The sequence below is a fragment of the Paenibacillus sp. J31P13 genome (assembly GCF_056269295.1).
This window is the reverse complement of record NZ_JBWDNR010000002.1, coordinates 902,879-928,928: the sequence shown is the minus strand read 5'-3', so window position 1 is coordinate 928,928 and position 26,050 is coordinate 902,879. Positions and strand designations below refer to the sequence as shown.

Genomic DNA, 26,050 nt, shown 5'->3' with positions numbered 1-26,050 from the left:
TAGACTATAAGGTAAAAATAAAAACCCAATCCAGCAGTGAGCTTGATTGGGTTCCTATATGATTGACGCTAGAAATCAGATTTCGGTTTACGCGGCTGAGGTTTTGGTTTATTTTGAACGGCAGGTAAATGCCGCATGCTTCTGAGCATTGGACCTTTACAAATCGGACAAACCTGCTCTGTAGCAGCAAATTCATCTCTTACCCATGCCTTGCATTCCGGATTTTTGCATTTAAAAATTTTAGTCGCTTTTAATTTCGGTTTCTCGTCTTCGCTAGTAGCCACGCTTATGTTTTCCCCTTTTCACTTCAAAACTTAGATCATTAATTATTAACTACATTAAATAAACCAGGAATGACACAAACTGGTTTAGATACGCTCGCGCTATTTCCCGTAAAAGTTAGCTTCCCGCATTCTTTATCAACCTTGAAAATCGCGATGTTATTTGTATCACGGTTTGCTGCAAGCAAATAATTCCCGCTAGGCGTCAATGCAAAATGACGTGGATGACCGCCTTCTACTGATATATGCTGAAGAAGGTTTAATGAGCCTGTTTCTTCATTAATCGCATATACAACGATGCTGTCATGACCTCTGTTTGAGCCGTACAGGAATTTTCCATCTGCTGAAACCGAAATTTCTGCACATGAATTTTCATTATTGAAATCAGCAGGCAAAGTACTTACTGTTTCTTTTGTCGTCAGCTTGCCATTCTCTGCATCGTAAGCAAATGAGGTAACCGTTGAATCAACCTCATTAATAACAAATACGAATTTTCCGTTCGGATGAAAGGCAAGATGCCTTGGACCTGCACCAGGATGAAGAGAAACCGCGCTTTGACGGTCTAGCTTCCCTTCTGCTTCATCAATAGCATACGTTACAATTTGATCAAGCCCTAAGTCCGATACCAGCAAAAAACGGCCGTCAGGACTGTAGAAGGATGAATGCGGGTGTGGACGATCCTGACGATCGGGATGCTGACTGCTGCCAACATGCTGCTGGACATCAAGTTTTTCACCAATAGAAGCGCCATCCTTTGATAAGCCGAATAGACCAATCATTCCTCCATGATAGCTTGTAACCGTCAAATAGCGGCTGTTCGCATCACGTTGAATATGACATGTCGTTGAATCCACCGTTATTTTACGGTTTAAAAGCTCCAATGTCCCATTTGACGCATCAATGCTAAATACAGCAGCTTCACCAACTTTACTACCGCTATCATTGACCGTTTCCGAAATAGCATATAGCAAGCTGCGTTCACGGTCTACATTGAGAAAAGTAGGGTTCTTAAGACCCCCATGCTCGTCCGTGCGTGTTAATGTACCCAATTGTTCATCAAAAGCATACACATAAACGCCGCTTTCTTCTGCTTCGGCATAAGAGCCTGCGAATACAAGCAGCCGCTGTTGTTCTGTCACGGTTACTTCCCCCAATCATTTTCCAAGCAAAGCTTGTAATCATTCCTTATAAATAGACAACGATATTTATTATATAACTTCAGAATGAACCACACAAACATTTTATCCTTAGGAAATTAATCCTTTGAAGTTTTTGGTGCGCAAACACCATCTGTGCATAGCTCATCAGCGTTAGCTTCGTTGACTTGAATAAAGGACGGATACTTCTCTTCCCATGCTTTGTTCAATGTATCAAGAAACACCTCTGGAGATTGCGCGCCAGAAACCGCATATTTACGGTCAACAACGTAGAACGGTACACCGCGAATGCCAAGGCGGCTGCCTTCTTCCTCTTCACCACGAACAGCTTCAGCATATTTATTAGCAGCAAGAATATCCGCAGCAGCTGCTGCATCTAGACCAACTTCTGCTGCAAGCTCAACTAGTTTCTCACGATTTCCAACATTTTCCCCGTTAGTAAAATGAGCTTTAAACAATCTCTCAGACAGCTCTTTTGCCTTTCCTTGCTCTGTAGCAAAATGTACTAAACGGTGTGCATCAAATGTATTGGTTTCAACAGTACCTTCAAATTTAAACGTAATGCCTACTGTTGATGCCTGTTCTGTAATGCTTGCAGTTGCTGCTTTAGCTTGTTCAACACTCATTCCATATTTGGATGCCAGCATGCTGTGCGTACTAATATTTGAATTAGGATCAGCATTCGGATCTAGCTCAAAGCTGCGGAACTCAACCTCTACTGCATCTTTATGAGCGAATTTCTCCAATGCAAGCTCAAACTTTCTTTTCCCTATATAACAGTACGGACATACATAATCCGACCAAATTTCTACCTTCATGCTGATAGCCCCCTAAATAATTGTGATGCTTACTTTATTATTGTAACATGTTTGGATACTACATTGAAAACCATTCATGGCAAAACGAATGCAATAAAAAAGCGATCCTAATCGGAAATGGAACACACTTTCCGAGAAGAATCGCATTTTGTTTACTATTATTATACCGCAAAGATATGATGACCTATTTTTACAACCTGTGTTCTAGACCATATCCATTTCGATGTAGCTGTATCAGGATTGAAATAATAAATAGCTCCGTTTGTAGGATCATAGCCGCTCACTGCCTCTTTGGCTGCTTTATATGCGGTTGAATCCGGTTTTAACTTGTATTGTCCATCATTCACAGCAGTGAAAGCATTCGGCTGCTCAATGACGCCTCTTAACGTGTCAGGAAAGCTTGATGAAGCCAAACGATTCATAACCACTGCACCAACTGCTACCTGCCCCTTATACGATTCGCCTCGTGCTTCTGCATGAATGATTCTTGCGAGAAGCGTCAGCTCCTTTTCGTTTACGGAAACTTTCTTAAGTTGTTTCCACGTATCCGTACCAGCAATACCGTCAGCCTTCAAACCATAATCCTTCTGAAAGCGAGTTAGGGAGTCTAACGTTTTGGTACCAAAATAGTTCGTTACATCCGGGCTGAAATAACCTAAAGTTTTCAACCGATACTGTAAATCCGGAACATCCTGATTCGTAGATCCAACTTTAAGTGTTGCCGCAGGCGCTGCTTCCGCAACAGTCAAAGGCAAACTAAAAGCCATCATGAAAATAATGATTACAACCATGCTATGTTTAACGTAATTATTGTTATTCAAATATATGATCCTCCTTATTTTTACATTAAAAATAAAATTTAATTAATTAATAGTCGTAATAAATATAACTTTCAACACGTTCGTTCGAGTTTAACATAATGTATAGTCAAATGTAACAGAGATTGGACAATTACATGCATTTACCAGTTTTCTTTGTTTCGTTTTTATCACCCTTTGCACATTAGAATTCCAATATAAAAAATAGAAATAGAAACGTTTCGTTACATAAGCAACATGTATATAGTAAACAAGCCATCCTTGTTTTAAACAGGGATTCAACGTACAATTTAAAGGGTATATATATGATTGCGATCCACTCTGTAAACAGAATTTGCTTGATCTTACTTTATCTAAACCATTAACTTAAAATGAGTAAATTCGCGATCTGTTTACATAATTATATTTATGTTCTTTTAATATGGTTAATTAATAATGACGTTAATGAATATGCATGTTATGAGGTGATGGGAATTAATATTTTAAAACAGAAAGATCGCGAAGAGCTCGACAGGAAGCTGCCTACCATGCCCTGGTATATTGAGAAATTCATAAATTACAAACTTCCGGATTTATCTCCATCCTCATTAGTGGAATACATAAGAGATTATGATACTTTTCTTAAATGGCTGATGGCTGAAGGTTTGACTGAAGCGGATAATATCAAAAAAGTTACTTTGCTGGAGCTCGAAAGGCTGCATATGGATAGTATTGACGGCTTTCGAATGTACTTGTCGACGTACAAAGAGGAAAGGAACAGCAAGACAACGATTTCCAGGAAATTGTCCTCCCTCCGTTCCTTATTTCATTATTTGAGTCAAATTGCAGAGGATGAAGAATTCTATCCGCTCCTAAAGCGAAATGTGATGGCGAAGGTTACGATCAAACGTACACATAAGCCAAAGGATACGGCAGCCAAGCTGGAGGGCAAGCTGCTTCAAGAGGAAGAGATAGCAGAATTTATGAGTTACATTAAACAGCACTATGGAACAGATGTAGCAAAGAATAAGCAAGCACTCTATTCCTACGACCTTAACATGATTCGGGATGCCTGCATTATCAGCTTTATTTTACATTCAGGTTTGCGGGTTTCTGAGCTCGTCAATTTAAATGTGGATGATATCGATCTTAAGAAAAAATTATCCTATGTATACCGTAAAGGTAAAAACGATGATACATTCAAAACCCCCGTCTATTTTCGGCAAGAGGCGGTTGAAGATTTAGAAGCCTATATGACGCTGAGAGACGTTCGTTACAAGGCTCCTAAGCGTGAGAAGGCGTTATTCCTCGCCATTGCCAACGGCAAGCAAGAGGGGTCACGTATGACAAAGCGAGCGATACAAGAGATGGTCATCAAATACGCCAAAAGATTCGGTAAGCCGTACTTATCCGTGCATAAATTGAGACATTCCTTTGCAACCGATTATTACTTGCGAAATGATATTTACAAGACACAGGAGCAGCTTGGTCATGCCTCCCCCGAAACGACACAGATTTATGCCCATTTGACCGATAAAACGATGGCCCAGGCCATTGATCGCAATAAAAAAGAGGATGATTCACACTAGCGTTTTCTCAAACGCTTTGTGAACACCCTCTTTTTTTTCATCCGCTAACTATGAGCTGGATTGCAGGATAACCGATTCTTGCATAGATAACTGCGTTAGGACAAGATTGGAATAAATGCCGCCTTGCTTCATTAAAGCCTCATGAGAGCCTTGTTCAGCGATTCTTCCATCCTCTACAACGAGAATAAGATCCGCATCTCTAATGGTTGACAAGCGATGTGCAATAATAAATGCTGTTCTCCCTGCGAGCAAGGTTTGTAAGGCTTCCTGTATATGCTGCTCCGTCTCTGTATCCACGCTTGATGTTGCCTCATCTAATATCAATATGCGCGGATCAGACAGCAGCACGCGTCCAAAGGCGAGCAATTGTCTTTGACCGACTGAAAGCTTTGAACCGCGTTCCTCCAGCTCCGTTCCGTATCCATCAGAGAGCTTCGCAACGACGCGATCTAATCGCACACTCTCCCCTGCTTTGTGCAGCTGCTCATCTGTTGCGTTCTCATTGCCATAACGCATATTTTGTTCCACCGTACCTGCAAATATAAATGAATCCTGCAGTACAATTCCCATCTGTTTACGCAAAGATTCCAGAGTGGCTTCCTTAACATCCATTCCGTCAATTCGTACTGTGCCGCTCGTTGAATCGTAGAATCGCATGAGCAGGTTCACGATGGTACTCTTCCCAGCACCTGTAGGACCAACTAAGGCAACGCGTTGTCCCGGTTTAACTTGGAACGAAATGTTATGAAGCACATCAGGTTTGTTTTCCTCGTACCGGAATGATACATTATCGAAAGCAACAGCGCCTTGAATGGAAGGAATATCCTTTGCTTCTTTGCTGTTTTTCACCTCAGGCTCCGCATCCAGCACCTCGAAAATCCGCTCTGCCGAAGCCATTGCAGAAAGCAATTGGCTGTATACCTTGGACAAAGCGCTGAGCGGTCCCCAGAAACGCCATAAGTAGTTAATGAATGCCATTATAAAACCTAATGTAATCGCATTATCCAATACACGGATAGCACCATAATAGACAACGATACAAGTACCAAGCATACCGATCATTTCAACAAGTGGATAGACGGTTGATTCCAACTTAATGGCACGCATGAACGCTTGTTTATTGCGAGTATTAATGCCGTTAAACTTCTCATTATTCATCTCTTGACGAGAAAAAGCTTGGATAACGCGTATGCCTTGAATCGTCTCGTTTAGATTCCCGTTGATCGCAGACATCGTTGAACGCGAACGCGACCAAGAGCCTTCAATTTTGGGACGGAGCTTCGCAATAATAAAATAAAGCAAAGGAAGCATAATAAAAGATAATAATGCCAGCTGCCAATCCATCCAGAACAAAATAACGATGATCCCAACCAAATGCGTAAATTCCATAACGATTGTGATGAGCCCGCCATTAATTAGTTCACCGATTGCATTCGTATCATTCGTAATTCTTGACATAATTTTACCTGCCGGTCGTCCGTCAAAGAATCGAAATGTCAACGTCTGTAGATGATTAAATAATTGCTGCCGCAAATCAAATAAGATGCGCTGACCCGTGAAATTAATCCATCTTGTATGCATCCAGCCGAAGAGCCAACTAATAAGCCTAATCCCCAGTAGAACGGCAGTTAATATATAAATAATGTTATAGTTTTTGGCTATTATTCCTTTGTCGATAATGTATGCGAGAATGATTGGCTCTGACAAGCTCAGAAGCATATTAATCAGTACGATTATAACAACCCATGTCATAAGTTTGCGATACGGAGCAAGATATTTCAGCATACGCTTCATGTAGCCCATATTAAACGGTTTTTCATCAGCATCCGTATCTTGATCCCACTCGATTTGACTCATTCGATCACCTCTTTTTTTACTGATGTGCGATATTCTTTTGTCTATCGAATAATTGTCGGAAGAAGCCGCCTTGTTCATTTAATTCTTTGTGCGTGCCCTGCTCCGTCAATCTCCCGCTCTCGAGCACGATTATACGGTCTGCATGCTGGATAGAGGAAAGTCTTTGCGCAATAATAAACGTTGTTCTTCCTTTCATCACGCTGAGCAATGCCTCATGAATAGCAGATTCCGTTGCTGTATCGACACTGGCTGTCGCTTCATCTAACACTAGAATTGGAGGGTCCATTAATATAGCTCTTGCAAGTGCTACGCGCTGGCGCTGACCTCCAGAGAGTCCCACACCGCGTTCACCGATCCGTGTGTCGTAACCGTCTGTCATGCCTACTATAAAGTCATGAATTTGTGATTTACGCGCTGCTGCCTCAATCTGTTCAACTGTTGCATCTGGGCATCCATAGGCGATATTATCACGGATCGAAGCAGAGAATAGAAACGTCTCTTGAGGTACAATCCCAATGCTTCTGCGCAAACCGTCAAGGTCATATTCCCGAACGTCTACACCGTCAATAAGTAATCTGCCTCCGGTTACATCATAGAAACGCGAAAGCAAACCGATCAGGCTGCTTTTACCTGAGCCAGTAGAACCAAGCACGCCGATTACTTCACCTTGCTTAACCTGGAAAGTAACATCATCCAATATCGGTTTATCCTTCTCTTGATCCTGATCGGCAAAGTGAAAAGTAACACGATCAAACACAACATTCCCTTTCATTTCATATGTATCCACACCTTTAATCGGCGTAACAATATCCATTTGTGTATCCAACACTTCAAAAACACGTGGTGCAGCTTTTACAGCCTGCTGCATAATGTTAATCTGCCATCCAAGCATGTTAAGAGGCCAAATGATTCCCCAGACATACCATTGAAACGCCATAAAAGTGCCAAGCGACATTTCATCGCGCACAACAAATATCGATCCGATGCAGATCATCATAACGAAGGTAAGCCCGCCGTAGAAGCCCATAAGAGGAAATGCTTTTGCCTCCAGCTTCGCACGCTCCATATTCGTCTCGAAGCTTTGCTCATTTCGCTGAGCAAATTTCTGCTGCTCTACGCCTTCGGTTGCAAAGGATTTGACGACTCGAATGCCTGAAATATTTTCCTGAAGCGTTGTCGTCAGGCGTCCCATTTGCTCTCTAATTTTCGACCAAGCAGGACCGACATTCTTATTAAATCTCCAAAGCACAAACAAAATAAATGGAATTGTAATTAAGCTGATGACGGTAACCTTCCATTGCATCGACAACATAAAAATAATCGTTCCGAGAAAGGTTAACATGCCGGTAAACAGACTCATCGCTCCAAAACCAACGAAGTTTTTTACCGAATCAATATCACCAGTCATTCTCGACATCAATTGTCCGGTTTGCGCACGATCGTAATAAGAAAAGGATAAGCGTTGCAAGTGAGCATATAATTCTTTGCGCAATTGAAATACGACATTCTGACCAACCAGTTCCTGTGAATAGCCCTGTATGAACATCCCTATGCTTTTTAAAGCTTGAATGCCGACAAGAGAAAGCGTTAGCCATAATACGAGAGACATGTTTCTTTTATCAATACCCTCATCAAATATTTCGCTAAGTACCCAAGGTGCAATCAAATCACAAATCGTCGCTACAATCATTATGGATACTGCAATAAATACCCATTTTGCATTCGGTCTTACATAAATCATCAGTCTTAAAAGCGTTTTCATACGACAACTCCCCTCCTCATTGGAACAAAAAAAGACCTCAAGCCGCAAACGGCTCAAGATCCTCGTATAAATAGACAGCTATGCAGCCAGTCAGCTGCATGTCAGCCCTTTTACGAAGGCAGGCCTCTCGGTTTGTTTACTAATTCTATTGAAACTCATGCTTAATTGTCCGCCGTCAACATTCATTTCAATCGCATTCGTAAACATCCTCAAGCCCCCCTTTTCCAATTTCAATTTGTAACACTTTCCAATCACATCCAAATATTAACACCGAAATCAATATTTAAGCAAGACATTTTTCAAAAAAAGTCAAAATCGATCTAAGCCATGCGGCTGCTCCATATCGACGGTTGAAATCCCTTCCTCTACCGCAAACTCAAAATCCTCAATATCGTATATTTGAACCGGCACCTCTGCTTCAATAAGCTTTTCTTGGAATTCAAACTGATCAGATAAGAGCGGTATATTCAGCTTTAGTCCAGTCAGCAGAAGCTCGGTTTCAATCGGATCGAAAACCTCTCCGTAATGAGCATTGTCCACAGCATGAATAACAGTAAATTGAATAACATCATTCAGCAATAAAGGCGAGCTTTCTCTCCAAGGCACTTGCATCGCTTTTTCAATTTTTTTGCGGTTTAGTGAATCCTCAAAAAAAGCAATCAGCTCATTTATTTTGTTTTTCACATGCCCATCATCATCAGGATCCTCCATAACAGGCTCAGAGCCGTCTCTCATCTCATATAACTCTGCTATTGATGAATAAGGTACAACATAATCAATAGGTCGGCTTGGTACAAGAAGATGTCCATACGTTGCTATTAAAACTGCTTCTATTACAAATCGTCTCCGCATGTGATCTCCTCCTAAATCATTTTATTAATATAAACCGTTCGTATGCATCACTACTATTAAAATTAGGTTACATATTATTATACAATATTCCAAAGCCTGTTCAAGAGAGTCATCAAACCAAATTTGCACAATATGTGCGATTAGCTGTAAAATAAATGTTATGCCTAACATTAAAAAATGAATGTGTAGGCAATAGATTTAGGAGGTTTTCACAAATGCAGCAGGAAGAAGCCATCATTATCGGCGCTGGTCCTTGCGGATTGGCAGCAGCGATTGAGTTAAAGCGAATTGGACTCAATCCGCTTATTATAGAGAAACGTAATATTGTACATTCTATCTCCCAATACCCTACTTACATGCATTTCTTTAGCTCACCGGAGCTTCTGGAAATTGGTGAAATACCCTTTACTACAGCCAACGATAAGCCATCACGGCTTGAAGCTTTAAACTACTACCGTACCGCTGCTCAACGCCATAGCATTCGTGTGCAAGCTTATGAAGCCATTACTAGCATCCAGTCAGAGAATGAAGCTTTTGTGCTTCAGAGCAAGGATCGCTTCGATCAAAACCGCACATATAAAAGTAATTACGTTGTTATTGCAACCGGTTATTTCGACCATCCTAATGTACTTGGTATTCCTGGTGAGGAGATGGAGAAAGTCAGTCATTTCTTCCGTGAATCTCATCCATATGTAGGAATGAAGGTTGCCATCATTGGAGGAAGTAATTCAGCTATCGATGCCGCATTAGAGCTAGAGCGAGTTGGCGCTGAAGTTACAGTCATTTATCGTGGTGAAGGTTATTCTTCCAGTATAAAGCCTTGGGTTAGACCTATTTTTGAAAGTAAAGTTGCCAAGGGCTTGATCGGCATGCATTTTGAATCCAAAGTAATCGGCATCCAAAATAATGACATTACGGTTCAAGGCCCAGCGGGCAACTTGTCCATTCCGAATGATTTTGTTTTGGCTCTAACCGGCTTCCACCCCAATCGCAATTTTCTAACACAGACAGGAATTACGATGGAGGATGAAGGATATCCTACTTTCCACGAAGAAACGATGGAGACTAATGTACCCGGCATCTATCTTGCTGGAGTAGTCGCTTCACGACATGAAGCAAACGAGATTTTCATAGAGTCAGGGCGTTACCACGGACGGAAAATCGCAGAACATATTTTGAACAAAAAAGACATATCGGCTACGTAGCCGATATGTCTTTTCTTTTCATCATTTCTTACTTCTTCTCATCATCTAGCTGCTTCTTAAAGTCGGTTACTTGCCGATCTATTGGCTTGCCCTCACCATAACGAACCTGTTCATACAAGTCAATAAAGCCATGCAGTTTCTCACTGCTCCTATTGCCTTTCCCCCACTTTATAATATCTGTCGTTGTCTCACGTGGCGTCAAGTGCTCTTTAATCTCATAGCCCTTCTTGGCATCATTACGAAGAAGCTGCGCATAAAGGAATCTGATCCTCTCCGCATTTGTCGTTAGATCATTCCAATCTGTTCCTCGCTTTTTCTTAGGAAGCAGATTTTTCAATCCATTTCCGATTCCATCCCATAAATTATTTAACGTCATTAATTGTTCCACTTCATCGGTAAAACCTTCTTCAGTTCTTCGGTTCTCTGCATTACGCTCAAGCAGCTTATTGGCAATAGTCCTTACCCATTGATAGAGTTTTTTTCCAAGCCAATATAAGAGTACTACTGCTGCGATAATAAAAATAACGATAGCTGCTATTTTCAATATTTGTTCCAGTATGACCAACCATGCTGCAGGATCCTTCGCTTCCTCCTGAGGCATAATTGGCGGTGGTTCTGGAGCCGGTGTATCAGGTGTTTCAATCTTCTCCTGCGGGCGGTTTAACCAATTAAGAATGCGATCTATAATACTCTTAATACTATCTTCAATGAATCTCTGAATTTTTGTAAATAAAGCTATGATACTAATTACTACTATGATAATTAGAATCAAAAAGCGGTTTTGACGCTTGAACGCTGAAGCAGCAGGGGACTTTGCCGTATCCACCGTCTCACTATTTAAATGACGTTCATTAGCTAAGAAAAAAAACAAAATAACCGCAGCAATTCCGCATGCTATGACTATTCCATTGTAATTCATTAGCTTAGGAATCAAAGAAATTTTTAATGGCTGCACGGCAATATAGGTTGTTGCCCCAACAAGCATGCGTGAATTAGGAAAAGCTATAGCCCAGCCATGCACGCTTGTTGATATGCCTCTGAAAAGAGCAAACGCCCCTACTATGCCGCATACCGCAATTGGAATGACCATCATTTTTCCTGTCCATAGGAAGGTAATTAGACACACCTGCAAAAGACCAAGCAATATAGATATAAGAACCCTATTAATAAGTCGAAGCCTAGGCAATCTCTCGATCAGCATGGACCCTGACATATAGCATAAAGGCAAGGTAAGAAGCCATGGCCAAATCGCAGATTCAGGGAGCAAATAAATGGCGATGATGAGCAGCAGAGGTAAATAAAATAACAACTCCATAAAACCATACAATAGGGAAACTAGAGCTTGGCGCTGCTTATTATCTGCTGTCATGCGCTCACCTCTTCCCTACTCCTGCTTGATCCATCCTTCTCTTCTTTTGAAGCTAGTAATCTATCTGTCAACAGCCATACTGCTACCGCATTACCATTATATCGAAGCTGTTCTGCTTGCTCTTCCAATTGATTATTCCAGTAAGCAGTAATAATCAGAACATCTCGCTCGCTAAAGCCGTTCTGCGCTTCTCGCTCCAGCATGGTATGGAACAGCTCTGTTCGTTCGATCTCCAGCTTCGCCATACACTCCAGTAATCCTATAAGATGCTCATGACCGGCACGAGGCTCTATGTGCACACTCTCACGACTGCCGATAAGCGGCATATTCGCTGCAAAGCCAACGTCCATTCCTTGCCCAATAACAGACTCTGCTGCGCCAGCTGCCCATTCAATACCGCTCTCAATTAGGTCCATATCCGTAACAGTGCGCCACATACCTTCCGCGTCGTCTACATTCAAATAAATCATAAGTCTTCTATCGGCTGTAAAATCATGCTGATGCACTTGAAGGTTGCCAGTCTTAGCTGTTGCTTTCCAATTGATTTGCTTATAAGTATCTCCTGCTTGATAATCCCGTACACCAGCGTTTACAAATGGATCGCTTATAATCCACCTTCTAACGGACTGATCACCTTGCCAGCTATGATAAGGAAGCTCATGGACGGGAACCTGTGCTGGCTTTGGATATACAAGCAGTTGCCCATCAAGATCAATTTGTTGGGAGACACTGCTTATGCCAAGCAGATCGCCTCCGGTTAGTGAAACGGATTGAAGCTTGTACCAGCCTCTTTTGGCGCATGTGATATGATGCTTGCGTGTTATTTTGGTAAAAGGCGCTAAGCTAAAGAAGCTTTTATGATTTTGATAAAAATTCCCGCTGCTCACTGATAGATTGTCCTGTCTCTGAAAGTGCAAATGAGTCGAGAGCTGAGACTCTACACGCAGCCATGGTACAGGCAGCCACTTTGCATTAGTCATTTCCTCGATAAGATCAATTTTATCGCCGCGAAAGCATGTTTTCACAGTTAAATGCCGTTGGTATTTAATTTTACGCAGTACAAAGCGATGAAAGACAACACTCTGGATGTACAAAATTCCAACTGCAGCAACAATATACCAAAACAATGTCATCTCGCCGCCGCCTAAGAAACGGCTATGCCGACTTCAGCAGGCACGGCTGTTTGTTGAATGATCTCATCAATAATTTTATCCGCATGAGCTGGTGTACGGTGCATGCCTCGGATAGCCAAACGATGCGAAAGAACAGGCTTTGCCATTGCCTTCACATCATCAGGAGTAACGAAATCTCTCCCGCGCAAAATGGCATGCACTTGTGATGCACGAAGCAGTGCTTGGCTGCCTCGCGGACTGACACCTACAGACACCTCTTCGCGTTTACGCGTCTGTTCAACCAACTGCAGCAAATACTGAAGTACATCATCCGTCACCTTGACCGCTGGGTACGATTGTTGAGCTTGTTGAATAACATCAATCCCTGCAACAGGCGTCAGCTCAGTGAGGGGATCATGATCTTTAAATCGCTTCAATAGCTGCAAGCCTTCCTCAGTTGTAGGGTAGCCCATTTTTATTTTAAACAGGAATCGATCAAGCTGAGCTTCAGGAAGCGGGAATGTTCCTTGATGCTCCACAGGGTTTTGTGTTGCAATAACCATAAATGGACGTTCCAATGCTTTGGTTTCACCGTCTATACTTATCTGCCGCTCTTCCATACATTCTAGTAAGCTGGATTGCGTCCGCGGTGTTGCACGATTGATTTCATCTGCCAGCAGCAGGTTTGTGAATAGCGGTCCTGCGCGGAATTCGAACTCACTAAGCTTTTGATTATAAAAATGAATGCCGCTTAAGTCAGAAGGAAGCAAATCTGGTGTGAATTGAATTCGTTTAAAATGAAGCGACAATGACTTCGAAAGTGACTTGGCAAGCAATGTCTTTCCAGTTCCAGGAACGTCCTCAAGCAGCACATGACCTGAAGTAATCAGTCCGATCAAGAGCAGCTCAACAACTTCCTCTTTACCGACAATAACTTTTCCGATATTTGCTTTAACATCCTCAGCTAATTGTTTAACTGCATGAAATGACATAGCTCCAGCTCCTTATTTAGTCGTATATCCGCTGCGGTCACGCTGCAGCTTCTGCAATTCACTCCAACGGATCATCCGGATTCCTTCATCTTGCAGCGTCTGACGAATATCTGCATCACGGAATAATTCAAGCTCCATTCCGCGTTTGGCAGGCTGAGCATGGAATGCTTGAAGTTCATCCGTAACGAGTGATGGATGAATAATAATTTCTGTCACTCCTGGAATCAGGCCTCTTAGCAATGTCTGCATGTCTGATTTGAGAGATTCATAAGTTTCATTCTCCTGTAGATGAAAGGGAAGACCTAGCAAATAATCCAAAATAACGACTCCCTTTGAATCTGCAAGCCCTGCAAGAAGCTTTGCTTGCTCAGCTAGCTCCGGCGGTGCAATTCCTCCATCTCTTTGCAGCAAATAGCGCGGCAACCGGAAAGGCAGACCATAGGAAGCGCATACATCAAGGACAATTGCTAAGAAATTCCGACCAGTAGCGAGACCATAGAGACTGCCCATATGATTATCAGCATGAGATGGCTTCATGCCCATCGCCAATGCCATTTCGATTTGTGCAATCAGCTCCGCCTTCACTTGCTCAGGATCAGCCGCTTGCTCAAAGGTTTTGCAGTCTTTTGGGAAATAATTTTCTGCTGTCACCAGCGAAGCTGTACTTTCTTGTCTATTAACCGGACCCCAACGATAGGAATCCCATTCACTCGTAAATGTAAAATGAATACCAACATCCACTTCCGGATGTCTCGCGCTCCAAAGCGCGCCATCTCTTGCCCAAGCGCATGGCAGCATTAACGTAGCGGAACTAACCATTTCATCTAGCAGCAGCTGTTGAATACCTTTATTTACAGAATGGCATAGACCATAATCATCCGCATTAACAAGAAGAAGCTTCTCGCCCTCATTATATCCTAACGCCTTAGCTAAGCTCATACCCTTCCAACCTCCCATAGTCATTGATCCAGCTCAAAGCAAAATTGCAATGATCAATAATTCCGCAAAGCACATGATCTTCATCTAAACCTTCTCTCAAGCGTACCGCAAAATGCAGCGCTACGTCCAGCAGCCTTAATTTCATTAACGAAGGCAAGTAGTTCATTTCCTCATCCGTCAATGGAAAAGATTCCAAATAGCCTTGTATGAGAAGCTTAACGCGCTTGGCAAACTTCGGATCTTCTTCTCTAATCAAATCTACAACGATAACTGCAAGTTCCATCGCTCTAACATCGATTGTACTGAACTCAAAATCAAGTATGCCTACGATCTCATCACCTTGAGCAACGGTATTATTAAATACGAGATCTCCATGAATCCATTGCTTAGGCAATTTAGCAATTTCATCGCACACGGGGATAAGCTTATTTCTCTCCTCTTGGAGCCTTATAAAGCTATCTCGTCTTGCAGCAAGCTCCTTTGAACACTCAGTTATTGCTAAGAAGCTATTAGCGTCCATAGAGTCGTAAGTACTTTCCAGTAAATAATAGGGACTATAAATGGGCTCACGCAATAGTGCAATCTCACTTAGAGCAATCGTCAGATGAGCAGCCGCTCTTCCAAGAGCAAATACATGCGAGTCGTTAGTAGAGCTCGGCCGTTCACCGTCAATATAAGAAAATACTGCGGCAAGAGTGCCGTCTTTCGCAATACATAACGTTTCTCCAATTTTATTTTGAATCGGAACAGGAACTTGATAGAGTAAATTTTGAGACTTTTCCAGTAATGCATGTAAAACCTCATGCTCTAATCTAACAATTTCAGCATCCTTATGGTTATTGTAGACACGCAGTACAAAGCGATCAGCACCTGCTGAAACCATTCTAGTCGTATTATTCATACCGCTCTCACGATTCTCAATCTCATAAAGAGCAACAAATTCATATTGATCCAAAAATAGGGATAAATCTATCGTACAGACGTTCAAATGTAAAATCCTCCTCAGTTCTCCTGCTGCAAACGTGACAAACGGCTCCCAAGCTGATCTCGCCAGCTCTTTGCCAGCTCTTCAACCTCCAGCAGCTCCTGCAAACCTTTAACATCTTCCTTATCCATGTACATAATACGATTTGCCTCAGCAATCGACTTTCTAGCAGGATGCCTGTGTGTGATGATCAGCTCGGCTCCTTCACGAATATCTCCTTCTTGCAGCACTCGGAAATAAAATCCAGTAAAGCCATTTTTTTGAGCTCGCATTGGCAGTTCAGGCAATCCATTACGCAGTCCAAGCTTATAGCATGGTTGACGCGGTTGACTTACTTCCAGCAAAATTTGACCTGATTGAATCTGATCACCAATGCATAAATCATCTTCCGTCCAGTTGGAGAGCGTAAAGTTTTCACCAAAAGCGCCGGATTGAAAGGCAGCACCGAGCTCATTCTCCCAAAGCGGATAACGCTTCTCAAAATAAGCACAAACTGCTTTATCGGGGCCGCCGTGATGAACGGTATCACCCTGCCCATCCCCTTGTAGACCGGTAAAGCTAAGCTTATGCGCGAGTTGAGAAGGCTGCTTGAAAATACCTGTCAGCACCTCTTTAGAGCCGTGTGCAATCATGGAGGGCATACCAACATTTAAAGAGATCAGACGTGCTGATTCTATGTTTTGTTTCATTTTTCCAAAAGCCTCCTAGATTTTTTGCTTATTTGAACATTATAAACGTGAAAGGGAGAAGTTGGCAAAGTGTTAAAGCTTTATCAATCATTCATGCAGTTAACTATTTAATTGAATTTCATTTCGACATCATTTACAACATGAATTTCCATAGCGTGTCGAAAACGTTTCTTTCGTGTAGCTTATTGCGCTTCCCCGGGAAATGTTTTCTAATTTATCGGAAATATTTCCTGAAATAAAGAACCTTATTTCCCCGTTTGCCATAATATTCTGTCAATTCAAAGGGAACTTCCCTTCCATTCCAAACAGCTCCTTATGGGATCCTCTAGCTCTGCTTTGCAAACGTTCTACATGTTTCTTTTTATATCGAAACTCAATAATTGCCGTTGCTAAGAATAACAACCCAGCAATAATAGCACCCGAAACATGCACAAAAATACCGGCCAGTATACTGGAGGAGATTAACCAAAGGAATGCTGCCCAATTAATGGGCATGCTCCAATTTCCCAATGACCAGGGAGCGTCATTTAATAAACTCCCCCTCTCTCTTTTACCTAGCTTAAGACCAATCGGTATGGCATACGATATATGCAAGCAAATAATCGCTAATGCAAGCAAAAGATTGATGACCTCTCTCTCATTGCTTAGTATTGCAATTATAGTAATCGTTAGAGAAGTCGTAATGCAGAGCCAAACAGCTTGAATGGGGGTTTGCAGCCGTTCAGATACTAAGGACCACTTACGACTTAGTGGCAGCGCTTCGTCACGTGCTAGACTATATACAACGCGTGAACAGACTGTAAGAGACTGCAAGCCACTTCCCCATAGTGAGCAAATAATTAAAATAACAATGAAGGCTTGCCCTCCCCATCCGATCATAGCTGTTTGAATAAAAAGCCCCATGCCCGTTGCACCTATTGCCGGTCCCATATTGAGCAGCATGAATGCAAGCAGAATAAATGCGATGATGAATATATAAGCTGTAGACAAGTAGATCGCCCAAGGTACTCGAATACGAGGATCAAGCGTTTCCTCTGATCCGTGACTAGCGCCATCCATTCCTAAAAATAGCTTAAGTAAAAGCAATAAGCCGCTGATGTATGCGCCAGACTGTACGGTACCGCTCCACCCCGCATTTTGAAATTGAAATAACCATAAAGGAGAATATCCGCCTGGCCAAAATACCCAAACAAGTCCACTGAGTATACCAACTGCTGTCAGCACTTGAAGCCAAACACCGCAAGCTTGAAGCACGCCAAGCATACGATAACCCCAATGATTAATCGCTCCCTGGGCTATCGATATCGCAAGAAGAATACCCCAGAAGGATAAAGAGCTGGCTTGATAGCCAAAACGGGCGGAAGCATATGTATCGATGTATATCGCACAAGCGTAATTAACCAAAGCTAGCATAGCCAAGTGGCCTGAGGCGTTAAGCCATCCCGTTCGCCAACCCCATTTTCTACCACTGATTGCTGTTGCCGCATGATAGATACCGCCAGCCGTTGGCACCGCAGAAGCAAGCTCAGCTATCGAACCACTGACAGCTAGCATCAATAATGCCAATATAGGCAGTCCAAAACCAATAACAGAGGGTCCTCCCTCTCCTAACGCAGGACCAAATACGATTACTGCGCTGCCTACTAATCCCATTGTGTTAAAGGATAAAGCGAATATGGATAAACCACCCCATCTTCTTCGAAACAGCTGTGCCAATCCAAAGCGATGCAAATCATGTTTATCCTGAAGCTGCTGTGCTGCCTCTCCGTACTGTAGCATGCTTACATGTGTAGACGACCTTATCGAACGCTGCGCTTTGTATGCACCTAGCCATACAGCTACGCAAACGGCGAACATCAATATTACTCCTGCAACAAATAACAGCATATTCACACCCCCATACATAAATATATGAGTTAGTTGGCAGTCACATGCAGAGACAAGGACAAGGCACTAGATGTATCTAAGTCCTAACCTATACAAATCAAAGAAGCCTCGCATCTATTCTAATGCGAAGCTTCCATTCGAAATATTAAGTGGTTGCAAGTCATTATTGCTCGAGAAATCCAATCACTTCTTTTTTCAGTTCATGAATATCAAAAGGCTTTGACAAAAGCTTGCTTGCACCAAGTTTATTCGCTTCTTCAGCGATATGCGGTTCAATATAAGCGGTTATAAGAATGACTGGCACTTGCGCCGACATTTCTCTTATGCCCCGCAGAACCTCAATCCCAGTCATGTCAGGCATTTTCAGATCTAGCAATATACAATCAATTGAATGGTTCTTAAAAAGATCCAGCGCCATTGTACCGTTCTCAGCTTCATACACAGTTGCGCCAATCTCACTAAACAATTCACCGATTAACATGCGGATCGATGGCTGATCATCTACAACTAAGATAGCTCCTTGAATTTCATTAGTTTGTTTCGTGCACATAATGGGCAATTTTTTTTCTTCAACATTTGAGATAAAAATGGGATTATCCAGCCCATTCTCTACTTCGAGACTGGAAGATTTTGTTGTTTGATCGGGGGATGCCGTATTATGATACTTTTTTTCATTGTTTTTATGATTCTGCTGATACAAGGCAAACGACACAGAGGCGATTACTGCTACAGCAATAAGTACGATTATCAAAGTCATAGTGCCTTCTCCTTAAAGCCAAAAGCTATCCAATTGAAAATCTTTTCTTTCTATAGTTGGAGCTTCATTACCTTTTAATCATTTACAAGCATTACGCCCAGTGGTCCATCTTCGTTGATTATATCTTGGATCTCATAAACGCTTATCGGAAAATAATTAAAACCATATACATAAGCAGTCAGTTCATAGAGCTGAAAATAAATGACCAGCGAGCGATCAGCGACATAATAATCCTGATCCGGTCTGATGGATTGGAACGGCTCCAACGGTTCAATCGATCTCGCTTTAATTTGTGCGCTGACAATTTCACTTAAACGCTTCACGTAATCCGCTCCGGGCTTAAACAATTGCGCTAGCGTATACGTTTGTCCAGTAGATTGCTTAAAAGTGAGCGATTGCTGAAGCGTATTGCCATGGGCACCGCCTGTATATGCGTAATTAAACAAAGATAAGCCGAGATAGTCCTTTTGATTCGTCTTTTGTTCAAAATAACCAATCATTTGAGCTTGAGGATAATCGAGAGCCCCTTGACTGTTAACTTGATTCTGAACCGTTTCATGAATGGTATGATTGATTTTCTTATCCGCAGCTTCGCTTTGCCCTCCGCTCACATAAGGCAAAAATAACTCAGCTTTCGGAAAAACGGATTTAGCCGTTTGTATAACGACAGGCGGTTTAAATGGCATTCTGAAGACACCTTCCTATTCGGTAAGATGCTCCAGTATATGCAGGCTGCGACTCATCTCATACCATTTGATCCCGCCATGCTGAGAAGCGGACTCGCCACGAAGCTGAAACTGCTCTGCTTGATAAAACGGAATCAAATGTTCTTCACACATTAAAATGATCGTTTGGATTCCATCCATCTGACATTGCTCTACTAGCTTCTTCATAAGCATTGAGCCGATTCCCTGTCTGCGAGAATTAGGATTGACGGCAACAGTAAGCACACAGAAGTTATGACCCAGCAAAAAATCAGCTTGATCACCCTTCATCTCATCACCGCAGGATGACTGGGAGGTTCTAATGCCATTCGTTATACCCAGCAGCTCTGTCCCTCTCCATGCAGACCAAAAAAACTTTCGATAATGCTTATAACGAAATTGAAAACCGCTGAGCGAAGCGGCTGCTTCCGGCGTGTAACAGCTGAGCTCCAGGGCAATGGCGGCCTCGAGCTCCTGTTCAGCTATTGGCCGCAGTATAATTTCATTCACAGCAATGATTTCTCGCGTTCAGTGAGTCTTCTGCCTCTTACGTCCAGTACCAGCTTCCCACTATTCAAGCCTAGTATCCGATCCGCATATCTTTCCGCCCAATCACCCTGATGCATAACTGCGATAACGATAACGCCTTGATCTCGGCATAGCGCTTTCAAATCACTAAGCACTTGATCTGCTGTATGGGGATCCAGCCCTGATACAGGCTCATCCGCTGCGATGATCTTGGCACCATGTACAAGAGCTCTTGCAACAGCCATACGCTGACGCTCTCCGCCGCTTAATGTACTTGCTTTTTGATGCGCCTTATCAATAAGTCCCCGCTTCTCAATCATGTCCATGGCACCCATATAATCATCATTACGAACCATGCCTGTCCATCTGCGCCAAGCTGGAGTTTGTGTAATAGAGCCGATGATTACATTTTTGAGTCCTGTCTTGTTCGGAAACAAAAATGGCTTCTCTTCTAAATATGCTACCTCGCGCTTTACTTTCATCTTCGCGGTTATACCTTCTTTGAAAACATCCTTGCCATTAAATTGATAAGTACCCTCAGTCCATTTTTCTTGAAGCGCCAAGCATTTGAGCAGCATAGACTTCCCGCTTCCGCTGTCTCCTTTTATCGCGATAAAATCACCCGGATAGGCTTCAAAACTAATATCGCTGAGCACCTTTGGGCCCCCTGGAATACGTTTGGATAAGTTTTTTATTCTAATCATTTTCCGCGCTCCTTCTGTTAGCAGCAATCGCATCTATGAATCTAGTTTACGTTAAACAAAAAACAGTTTCCATACGAACAAATGTTTGGTATAATAAAAACAAGAACAAACGTTCCATCGATCAAGCAATTCAACCCTTAAAGGAGGCCTGATCACCATGAATAACATCTGCGAAAATTTCCGTTATGTAGAGAAAGCACGTCCATTCCGCGACTTAACCTTTAAGTTTTACGCTGATGGTAAGCTTATCATTATCGACAATGCAGCAGAGGAGGTGATCACCCCTAATGATTTAAAGAATGACAGCAAAGACTTCTATATTCGTAGACGAATCGCGTTTATCAAAAATCAAATCGCTGCGACACAGTTGAAATATGCATAACATAATCTATGAGGAGGAGGTGATTCGTCACCTTCTCCTTTTTTACATGAATTGACGGAGCCCCCTCAATTGCGGTAGATTGGACATACAGCCTTATATGCAGCAAAGGAGAAATATTAGATGAAACAACAAATTATGTTTGACTTGGATGATACGCTAATTCACTGTAATAAATATTTTTATATGGTCATTGATCAGTTTATTTCTGCAATGACAACTTGGTTTGAAGCTCATCCTGAAGTTACGATAGATGCCATTCGAGATAAACAAATGGAGCTCGATATTGCCGCTGTTGCTGTAAACGGCTTCAAGAGCGAGCATTTCCCACAATCCTTCGTTGACACCTATACGTACTATTCCAATCTGACTGGACGCAAGCGTTCTCCAAAGGAAGAAAATCTGCTTTGGAAGATGGGTCTCTCCGTCTATGAGCATGATATCGAGCCTTATCCAAATATGGAGCACACCCTTTACTCGCTGGCTGAGTCTGGACATGAGCTTCATTTATATACAGGCGGCGAGCTTCTTATTCAGCAGCGCAAAATTCAAAGCTTGAATTTGGAACGTTACTTTGAATCTCGGATCTATATTAGACGACTGAAGAACAGCGATGCGTTAGAAAATATTCTATCTACAGGCATTTTCGATCGCAGCAGTACTTGGATGATTGGGAACTCCATTCGCACAGACGTGGTGCCCGCATTAACAGCAGGCATTCATGCCATTCATATGCGCGCGGTATCGGAATGGCAATTCAATGTCATGCAGATAGAAATTGAGCCAAAGGGTGCTTTTTTAACATTAGATCATCTCAAAGATGTGCCGGATGCGATCCACCAGTATCTCAATCGGTAAGCATCAATGTTATCAAATAGACCCGACTACGCCCCCACGCAAGGGATGCGGAGTCAGGTCTATTTTTTTGCCATTTGCTTAGAGGCTACTCTTCTATTGCTAATTCACCTGTATCTATATTTTTGACAACAATTTTGCCTTCTGTTTGTGTACCATCCTCAAGCGTCAGCTTCAGCTTATTGGTTTTGCCCTTCTCCACTAAATTTTTCACCTGCACATCCGTTAGACTCCGTCCGAAGCTTTCCTTCCAGATGACGAATTTGCAGCCTTCCTTATAATGAGAACAACCGTAACCCTTTCTTCCCATGAAAATCGAGCCGCCACAGCCTGGGCGAGGACACACTGCAACCACGCTTGGGCCGCTTGATGCAGAAGAATCCACGCTTGTACTTTTCTTAGAAGCCGCAGAAGTACGCGTTTTGACAGCAGTTCCACCACTGCGAGTGGATGAGGCTGCCCTCTTACCCGCTGCTCCCCTGCCTGCCGAAGCGGGAGCATCACTCTCAAATGATGTTTTTGCAGCTCTTGATTGGACACGAACCTTATCGACAATCATCGTTGCGAATTTTTTTACATTTTCCATGAACTGACCGTCCGATGCCGTTCCCCTGGATATTTCGGTTAATCGTCTCTCCCATAAGCCCGTCATCTCTGGTGAAGTCAGAAGATCAATGCCTGCTCCTCGAATAAGTTCGATAGCGGTTCGACCTTTTTGTGTGATGTTGATTTTCTTTCCTTGCATCTCCACATAGCCAACATTTTTCAAACGTTCAATTGTAGCGGCGCGTGTCGCTGGTGTGCCAAGACCCGAATCCTTCATGGCATCTCGCGTATCCTCATCCTCAATCTGCTTGCCCGCGCTCTCCATCGCTTTCAATAAGGTTCCTTCTGTATAGTGCTTTGGAGGCTGCGTATCCTTCTCTTTCACTATTGCATCGGAACAAATAACGCCAGCGTTGGAATCGATTGAGAAAGGCTCACTTACCTCGATTTCCTCATCCTCTTGCTCGTCCTTGTCTTTGCCCTTGGTTGCTTTTGCTTTTTCCTTCTTCTGATCGGCATAAATGACCTTCCAGCCTAGGCTGAGCAGCTCCTTAACCGTCGTTTTGAAGCTCTCATTCTCTACTTCGGTCAGAACGGTATGCACCTTATATTCAGCAGCGGGATAGAACTGAGATAGGAACCTTCTCACAATCAGATCATAAAGCTTCTGCTCATCCGGAGTAAGTCCATTGGCTTTACGGTTGGTAGGCAATATCGCATGATGGTCCTCTACCTTAGTCGGATTGCAAATCGATTTATTCCCTTTATGAACAAGTCCACGATTAGCTCCCCGGACAAGCTCATCATATACGGTCCCTTGCAAAGCATTCAGTGTTTTGTGCATTTCAGGAATATTTTGCTCTGTCACATAATTGGAATTCGTTCTAGGATAAGAAATAACCTTATGCTTCTCGTATAATGCTTGCGCAGTATCTAGTGTCTTTTTCGCGGAGAAAGCGTATTTACCATTGGCTTCCCGCTGAAGCAGCGTAAGATCATAAAGCTTAAATGGATGCTCCTTCGTTTCCTTCACCTCATACGAGGAAATTCGCCCTTCTTTTCCCTTCACCTTCGCTGCCAATGCTTCAACCTGTGCTTGATCCGTCATTCGCTCGCCTTGCCACATACCGCGGTATGTCATTTCACTTTGCGAAAAATGTCCTTCTAGTTCAAAAAACTTCAACGAAGAAAAAGCTTCAATCTGCTTTTGACGATCATATATTAACGCAAGCACCGGCGTCTGAACTCTTCCTACCGACAGCAACACATTGTGTTTTGTTGTAAAAGCACGCGATCCGTTCATCCCTATTAGCCAATCTGCCTCACTTCGCGCTGTAGCGGCACGAGTCAGATTCTCATATTCAGCGCCCTCCTTCAGCTCCGCAAAGCCTTTCCGGATGGTTTCTGGCGTTAGATCAGATATCCATAATCGTTTTACTGGCTGCTTCAGCTTCAAATGACGCTGGATGAGTGAGAAAATATACTGTCCTTCTCGCCCGGCATCGCAGGAGTTTACAAGTAAATCACTTCGTTTGGCGAGATCGCCAATGACCTTCAGTTGGTCGATTGTTTTTTTGTTTGGCACAAGCTTGAATTGGGTTGGAATAATCGGAAGATCATTAATATTCCATTTTTTGTAGCGATCATCATAAGCATCAGGCTCTGCGAGTCCAATGAGATGCCCGATCGCCCATGTAATAATATACTGCTCGCCTTCTATGTAGGAACGGTGATTTTTTGCTTTGGGATCTATTGCGGCCGCTATATTACGTCCCATATCAGGCTTCTCCGCAATGATTAGTGTCTTCAAAAGATTATCGCTCCTTCATTAGGCATTTCCATTTGAATCGGCTAGTGTCGATCACTTAAAAAACTAGCTCATCCCTTTAATAATTGAAGATCCAATCGCCTCTTATCGGATCATTATTATGTACTTCTCTACAACATTCTACAGATTTCTTCATCAAAATGGAACCTTTTTGACCCTTTATTCATGTTCAAACGAGAAAAAAATAAAACCTGAAGGGTATTTTTTCCCCATCAGGTTCCATCATTTTATATATGAATTAATGGCATTAATCATCCTATACATACATAGATGTTATTAATTGATTTCCTTGATAATGCTTGAAAAAATGGATCTTACACCATCAGACCATTTCGGGTCTTCCGCGTATTTACGGTTGATCCAAGTGAAAGGATCCGTCTCGGACGGCCGATCCTTGCTCAGGTTAAAGATCGTACGAGCAGCAATTTCTGCTGATTGCTCGATTGTGGTATTGAACTCCTGCCAGCTATGAAAAACATTAAAAGGATTATTGGCAATTTCTAAATATTGCTTGTTTGTTTTTGGCACAAAACCTTGTTCTTGGCCTGTAATTGCAAATAGTAACACAGGATGAATATCAAAGGCCATCGCAGCAGCAACAATAGCATCAAAATATCGCTTCTCAGCTAGAACAGATGATTTTTTGTCCAAGTAATCAATTAGCTTGGTATTATCAATCTTTTGGTATCTCAATTCTGCCGGTAAGCCATCAATAGGAGCTTTTAAGGGTTGGAGCGGCTTCGTCGCTGCCGGCGGTTGAAGGATTTGGGGTGATGGCTTAGCTAGAGACCAACCATACAGCAAAGACGCTGCAACGAGAAAAATGCATAAAGCGCTATACATAACCACTCTTGTACGAAGCCTCTGAATGACAGTTACAGATGGTGCATTTAAAGTGATGATCTCCGCAGACTCAGACGTTTCGATTACATGTTGCGGTTGAACACCTTCTGCCTTCAAGAGGGCGTACAATTGGTCCCATTGCGTCCCGCCTGCTTCACTAAAGGATTGATCATCATTCTGGAGCTTGTCCAAAATACGCTGCATTACGGGCTTCTGACAGCTGATTCGAAGCTGATCTTCCATCCATTCGTGAAATGGATCATAAATGCTTTCATTAGATCTATCCAGGCTGAGGCAAGCCTCAAAAATATCATCAGCACGAACCGGTCCTTGTCGATCCATTACCGCTGTGCGAATGAGCGTTGCCGTAATGGAACGCTTTAAGCTTGTCTCAAAATTCGGCAATTGCTTATGTATAATTCGATTAACCGCATCTGCTACGATTTCCGCACGCTTCTCCTGCGGCATCGAACCGTATTTATGCTGTACATAGCTGCGTATGTTTCGAACATCTGTTGGCGATAAAACATATGCTTCTTCGGCTGGCATGACGAGTCACCCCTTTGCGTCATCTCACACCGATTTTACCACATCTTTCCTTATTGTGGTGAGCTT

At 42.6% G+C, this 26,050-nt stretch carries 24 protein-coding genes; 4 read left to right on the top strand and 20 right to left on the bottom strand.

The window, feature by feature from the left end; translation table 11 throughout:
- Positions 1-68 precede the first annotated feature (68 nt).
- From AC0YOD_RS10550 to AC0YOD_RS10535, 4 genes are all read right to left on the bottom strand, one after another.
- Positions 69-284 carry a cold-inducible protein YdjO-related protein gene (locus AC0YOD_RS10550; protein ID WP_475799216.1) on the bottom strand — a complete coding sequence of 72 codons (216 nt, stop codon included), beginning with the start codon at positions 282-284 and terminating at the stop codon, positions 69-71.
- A 38-nt stretch (positions 285-322) separates the two neighbouring features.
- Complete coding sequence (locus tag AC0YOD_RS10545) at positions 323-1,420, bottom strand: lactonase family protein (protein ID WP_475799215.1); 1,098 nt, start codon at positions 1,418-1,420, stop codon at positions 323-325.
- A gap of 116 nt (positions 1,421-1,536) precedes the next feature.
- Positions 1,537-2,256, bottom strand: coding sequence for a DsbA family oxidoreductase (locus tag AC0YOD_RS10540; protein ID WP_475799214.1), 720 nt, complete (start codon positions 2,254-2,256; stop codon positions 1,537-1,539).
- Positions 2,257-2,417: 161 nt separating this feature from the next.
- Positions 2,418-3,026: a cell wall hydrolase gene (locus AC0YOD_RS10535; RefSeq protein WP_475799351.1), complete on the bottom strand. Its 609-nt coding sequence runs from the start codon at positions 3,024-3,026 to the stop codon at positions 2,418-2,420.
- A gap of 521 nt (positions 3,027-3,547) precedes the next feature.
- On the opposite strand from AC0YOD_RS10535, the gene xerS reads away from it, so the two are divergent.
- Positions 3,548-4,642, top strand: a complete 1,095-nt coding sequence (gene xerS, locus AC0YOD_RS10530; protein WP_475799350.1) for a tyrosine recombinase XerS — start codon at positions 3,548-3,550, stop codon at positions 4,640-4,642.
- Positions 4,643-4,690: 48 nt separating this feature from the next.
- Here the strand turns inward: xerS and AC0YOD_RS10525 are convergent, their stop codons facing one another.
- The 3 genes from AC0YOD_RS10525 to AC0YOD_RS10515 form a co-directional block, all read right to left on the bottom strand.
- Positions 4,691-6,499: an ABC transporter ATP-binding protein gene (locus tag AC0YOD_RS10525; protein WP_475799213.1), complete on the bottom strand. Its 1,809-nt coding sequence runs from the start codon at positions 6,497-6,499 to the stop codon at positions 4,691-4,693.
- Between the two features lie 16 nt (positions 6,500-6,515).
- Complete coding sequence (locus AC0YOD_RS10520; protein ID WP_475799212.1) at positions 6,516-8,261, bottom strand: ABC transporter ATP-binding protein; 1,746 nt, start codon at positions 8,259-8,261, stop codon at positions 6,516-6,518.
- Positions 8,262-8,570: 309 nt separating this feature from the next.
- On the bottom strand, positions 8,571-9,113 hold the full coding sequence (locus tag AC0YOD_RS10515) for an ADP-heptose synthase (RefSeq protein ID WP_475799211.1): 543 nt from the start codon (positions 9,111-9,113) through the stop codon (positions 8,571-8,573).
- 215 nt (positions 9,114-9,328) lie between these two features.
- Between AC0YOD_RS10515 and AC0YOD_RS10510 the strand changes: the two genes are divergently transcribed.
- Positions 9,329-10,318 carry a YpdA family putative bacillithiol disulfide reductase gene (locus tag AC0YOD_RS10510; RefSeq protein ID WP_475799210.1) on the top strand — a complete coding sequence of 330 codons (990 nt, stop codon included), beginning with the start codon at positions 9,329-9,331 and terminating at the stop codon, positions 10,316-10,318.
- 28 nt (positions 10,319-10,346) lie between these two features.
- Here AC0YOD_RS10510 and AC0YOD_RS10505 read toward each other — a convergent pair whose 3' ends face one another.
- The 11 genes from AC0YOD_RS10505 to AC0YOD_RS10455 all read right to left on the bottom strand — a co-directional run bounded on the left by AC0YOD_RS10505 (position 10,347) and on the right by AC0YOD_RS10455 (position 20,984).
- Complete coding sequence (locus AC0YOD_RS10505) at positions 10,347-11,687, bottom strand: DUF4129 domain-containing protein (RefSeq protein WP_475799209.1); 1,341 nt, start codon at positions 11,685-11,687, stop codon at positions 10,347-10,349.
- On the bottom strand, positions 11,684-12,820 hold the full coding sequence (locus tag AC0YOD_RS10500; RefSeq protein WP_475799208.1) for a DUF58 domain-containing protein: 1,137 nt from the start codon (positions 12,818-12,820) through the stop codon (positions 11,684-11,686). Before AC0YOD_RS10500 ends, AC0YOD_RS10505 begins: the two co-directional genes overlap by 4 nt.
- An 11-nt stretch (positions 12,821-12,831) precedes the next feature.
- Positions 12,832-13,791 carry an AAA family ATPase gene (locus tag AC0YOD_RS10495; protein WP_475799207.1) on the bottom strand — a complete coding sequence of 320 codons (960 nt, stop codon included), beginning with the start codon at positions 13,789-13,791 and terminating at the stop codon, positions 12,832-12,834.
- Positions 13,792-13,803: 12 nt separating this feature from the next.
- Positions 13,804-14,730: a polysaccharide deacetylase family protein gene (locus tag AC0YOD_RS10490; RefSeq protein WP_475799206.1), complete on the bottom strand. Its 927-nt coding sequence runs from the start codon at positions 14,728-14,730 to the stop codon at positions 13,804-13,806.
- Entirely contained in the window at positions 14,717-15,718 is a 1,002-nt protein-coding gene (locus AC0YOD_RS10485; protein WP_475799205.1) for a phosphotransferase, read from the bottom strand. The genes AC0YOD_RS10490 and AC0YOD_RS10485 overlap by 14 nt, the downstream gene beginning before the upstream one ends.
- A 14-nt stretch (positions 15,719-15,732) precedes the next feature.
- Positions 15,733-16,404 carry an MOSC domain-containing protein gene (locus tag AC0YOD_RS10480; protein ID WP_475799204.1) on the bottom strand — a complete coding sequence of 224 codons (672 nt, stop codon included), beginning with the start codon at positions 16,402-16,404 and terminating at the stop codon, positions 15,733-15,735.
- Positions 16,405-16,677: 273 nt separating this feature from the next.
- Positions 16,678-18,291 carry an amino acid permease gene (locus AC0YOD_RS10475; protein WP_475799203.1) on the bottom strand — a complete coding sequence of 538 codons (1,614 nt, stop codon included), beginning with the start codon at positions 18,289-18,291 and terminating at the stop codon, positions 16,678-16,680.
- Positions 18,292-18,454: 163 nt separating this feature from the next.
- A complete protein-coding gene (locus AC0YOD_RS10470; RefSeq protein WP_475799202.1) occupies positions 18,455-19,048 on the bottom strand; it encodes a response regulator in 594 nt (197 codons plus the stop codon).
- A 74-nt stretch (positions 19,049-19,122) separates the two neighbouring features.
- Positions 19,123-19,734 (bottom strand): DUF3298 and DUF4163 domain-containing protein, encoded by a 612-nt coding sequence (locus tag AC0YOD_RS10465; protein ID WP_475799201.1) that lies wholly within the window; start codon positions 19,732-19,734, stop codon positions 19,123-19,125.
- 15 nt (positions 19,735-19,749) lie between these two features.
- Positions 19,750-20,262, bottom strand: coding sequence for a GNAT family N-acetyltransferase (locus tag AC0YOD_RS10460; protein ID WP_475799200.1), 513 nt, complete (start codon positions 20,260-20,262; stop codon positions 19,750-19,752).
- Complete coding sequence (locus AC0YOD_RS10455; protein WP_475799199.1) at positions 20,259-20,984, bottom strand: phosphonate ABC transporter ATP-binding protein; 726 nt, start codon at positions 20,982-20,984, stop codon at positions 20,259-20,261. Before AC0YOD_RS10455 ends, AC0YOD_RS10460 begins: the two co-directional genes overlap by 4 nt.
- 157 nt (positions 20,985-21,141) lie before the next feature.
- Between AC0YOD_RS10455 and AC0YOD_RS10450 the strand changes: the two genes are divergently transcribed.
- Together AC0YOD_RS10450 and AC0YOD_RS10445 are read left to right on the top strand one after the other, a co-directional pair.
- Positions 21,142-21,366 (top strand): hypothetical protein, encoded by a 225-nt coding sequence (locus tag AC0YOD_RS10450; protein ID WP_475799198.1) that lies wholly within the window; start codon positions 21,142-21,144, stop codon positions 21,364-21,366.
- A 120-nt stretch (positions 21,367-21,486) separates the two neighbouring features.
- A complete protein-coding gene (locus AC0YOD_RS10445) occupies positions 21,487-22,221 on the top strand; it encodes an HAD family hydrolase (RefSeq protein WP_475799197.1) in 735 nt (244 codons plus the stop codon).
- A gap of 85 nt (positions 22,222-22,306) precedes the next feature.
- Here the strand turns inward: AC0YOD_RS10445 and AC0YOD_RS10440 are convergent, their stop codons facing one another.
- Positions 22,307-24,574, bottom strand: coding sequence for a type IA DNA topoisomerase (locus tag AC0YOD_RS10440; RefSeq protein WP_475799196.1), 2,268 nt, complete (start codon positions 24,572-24,574; stop codon positions 22,307-22,309).
- Between the two features lie 294 nt (positions 24,575-24,868).
- Entirely contained in the window at positions 24,869-25,984 is a 1,116-nt protein-coding gene (locus AC0YOD_RS10435; protein WP_475799195.1) for a hypothetical protein, read from the bottom strand.
- Positions 25,985-26,050: the final 66 nt, after the last annotated feature.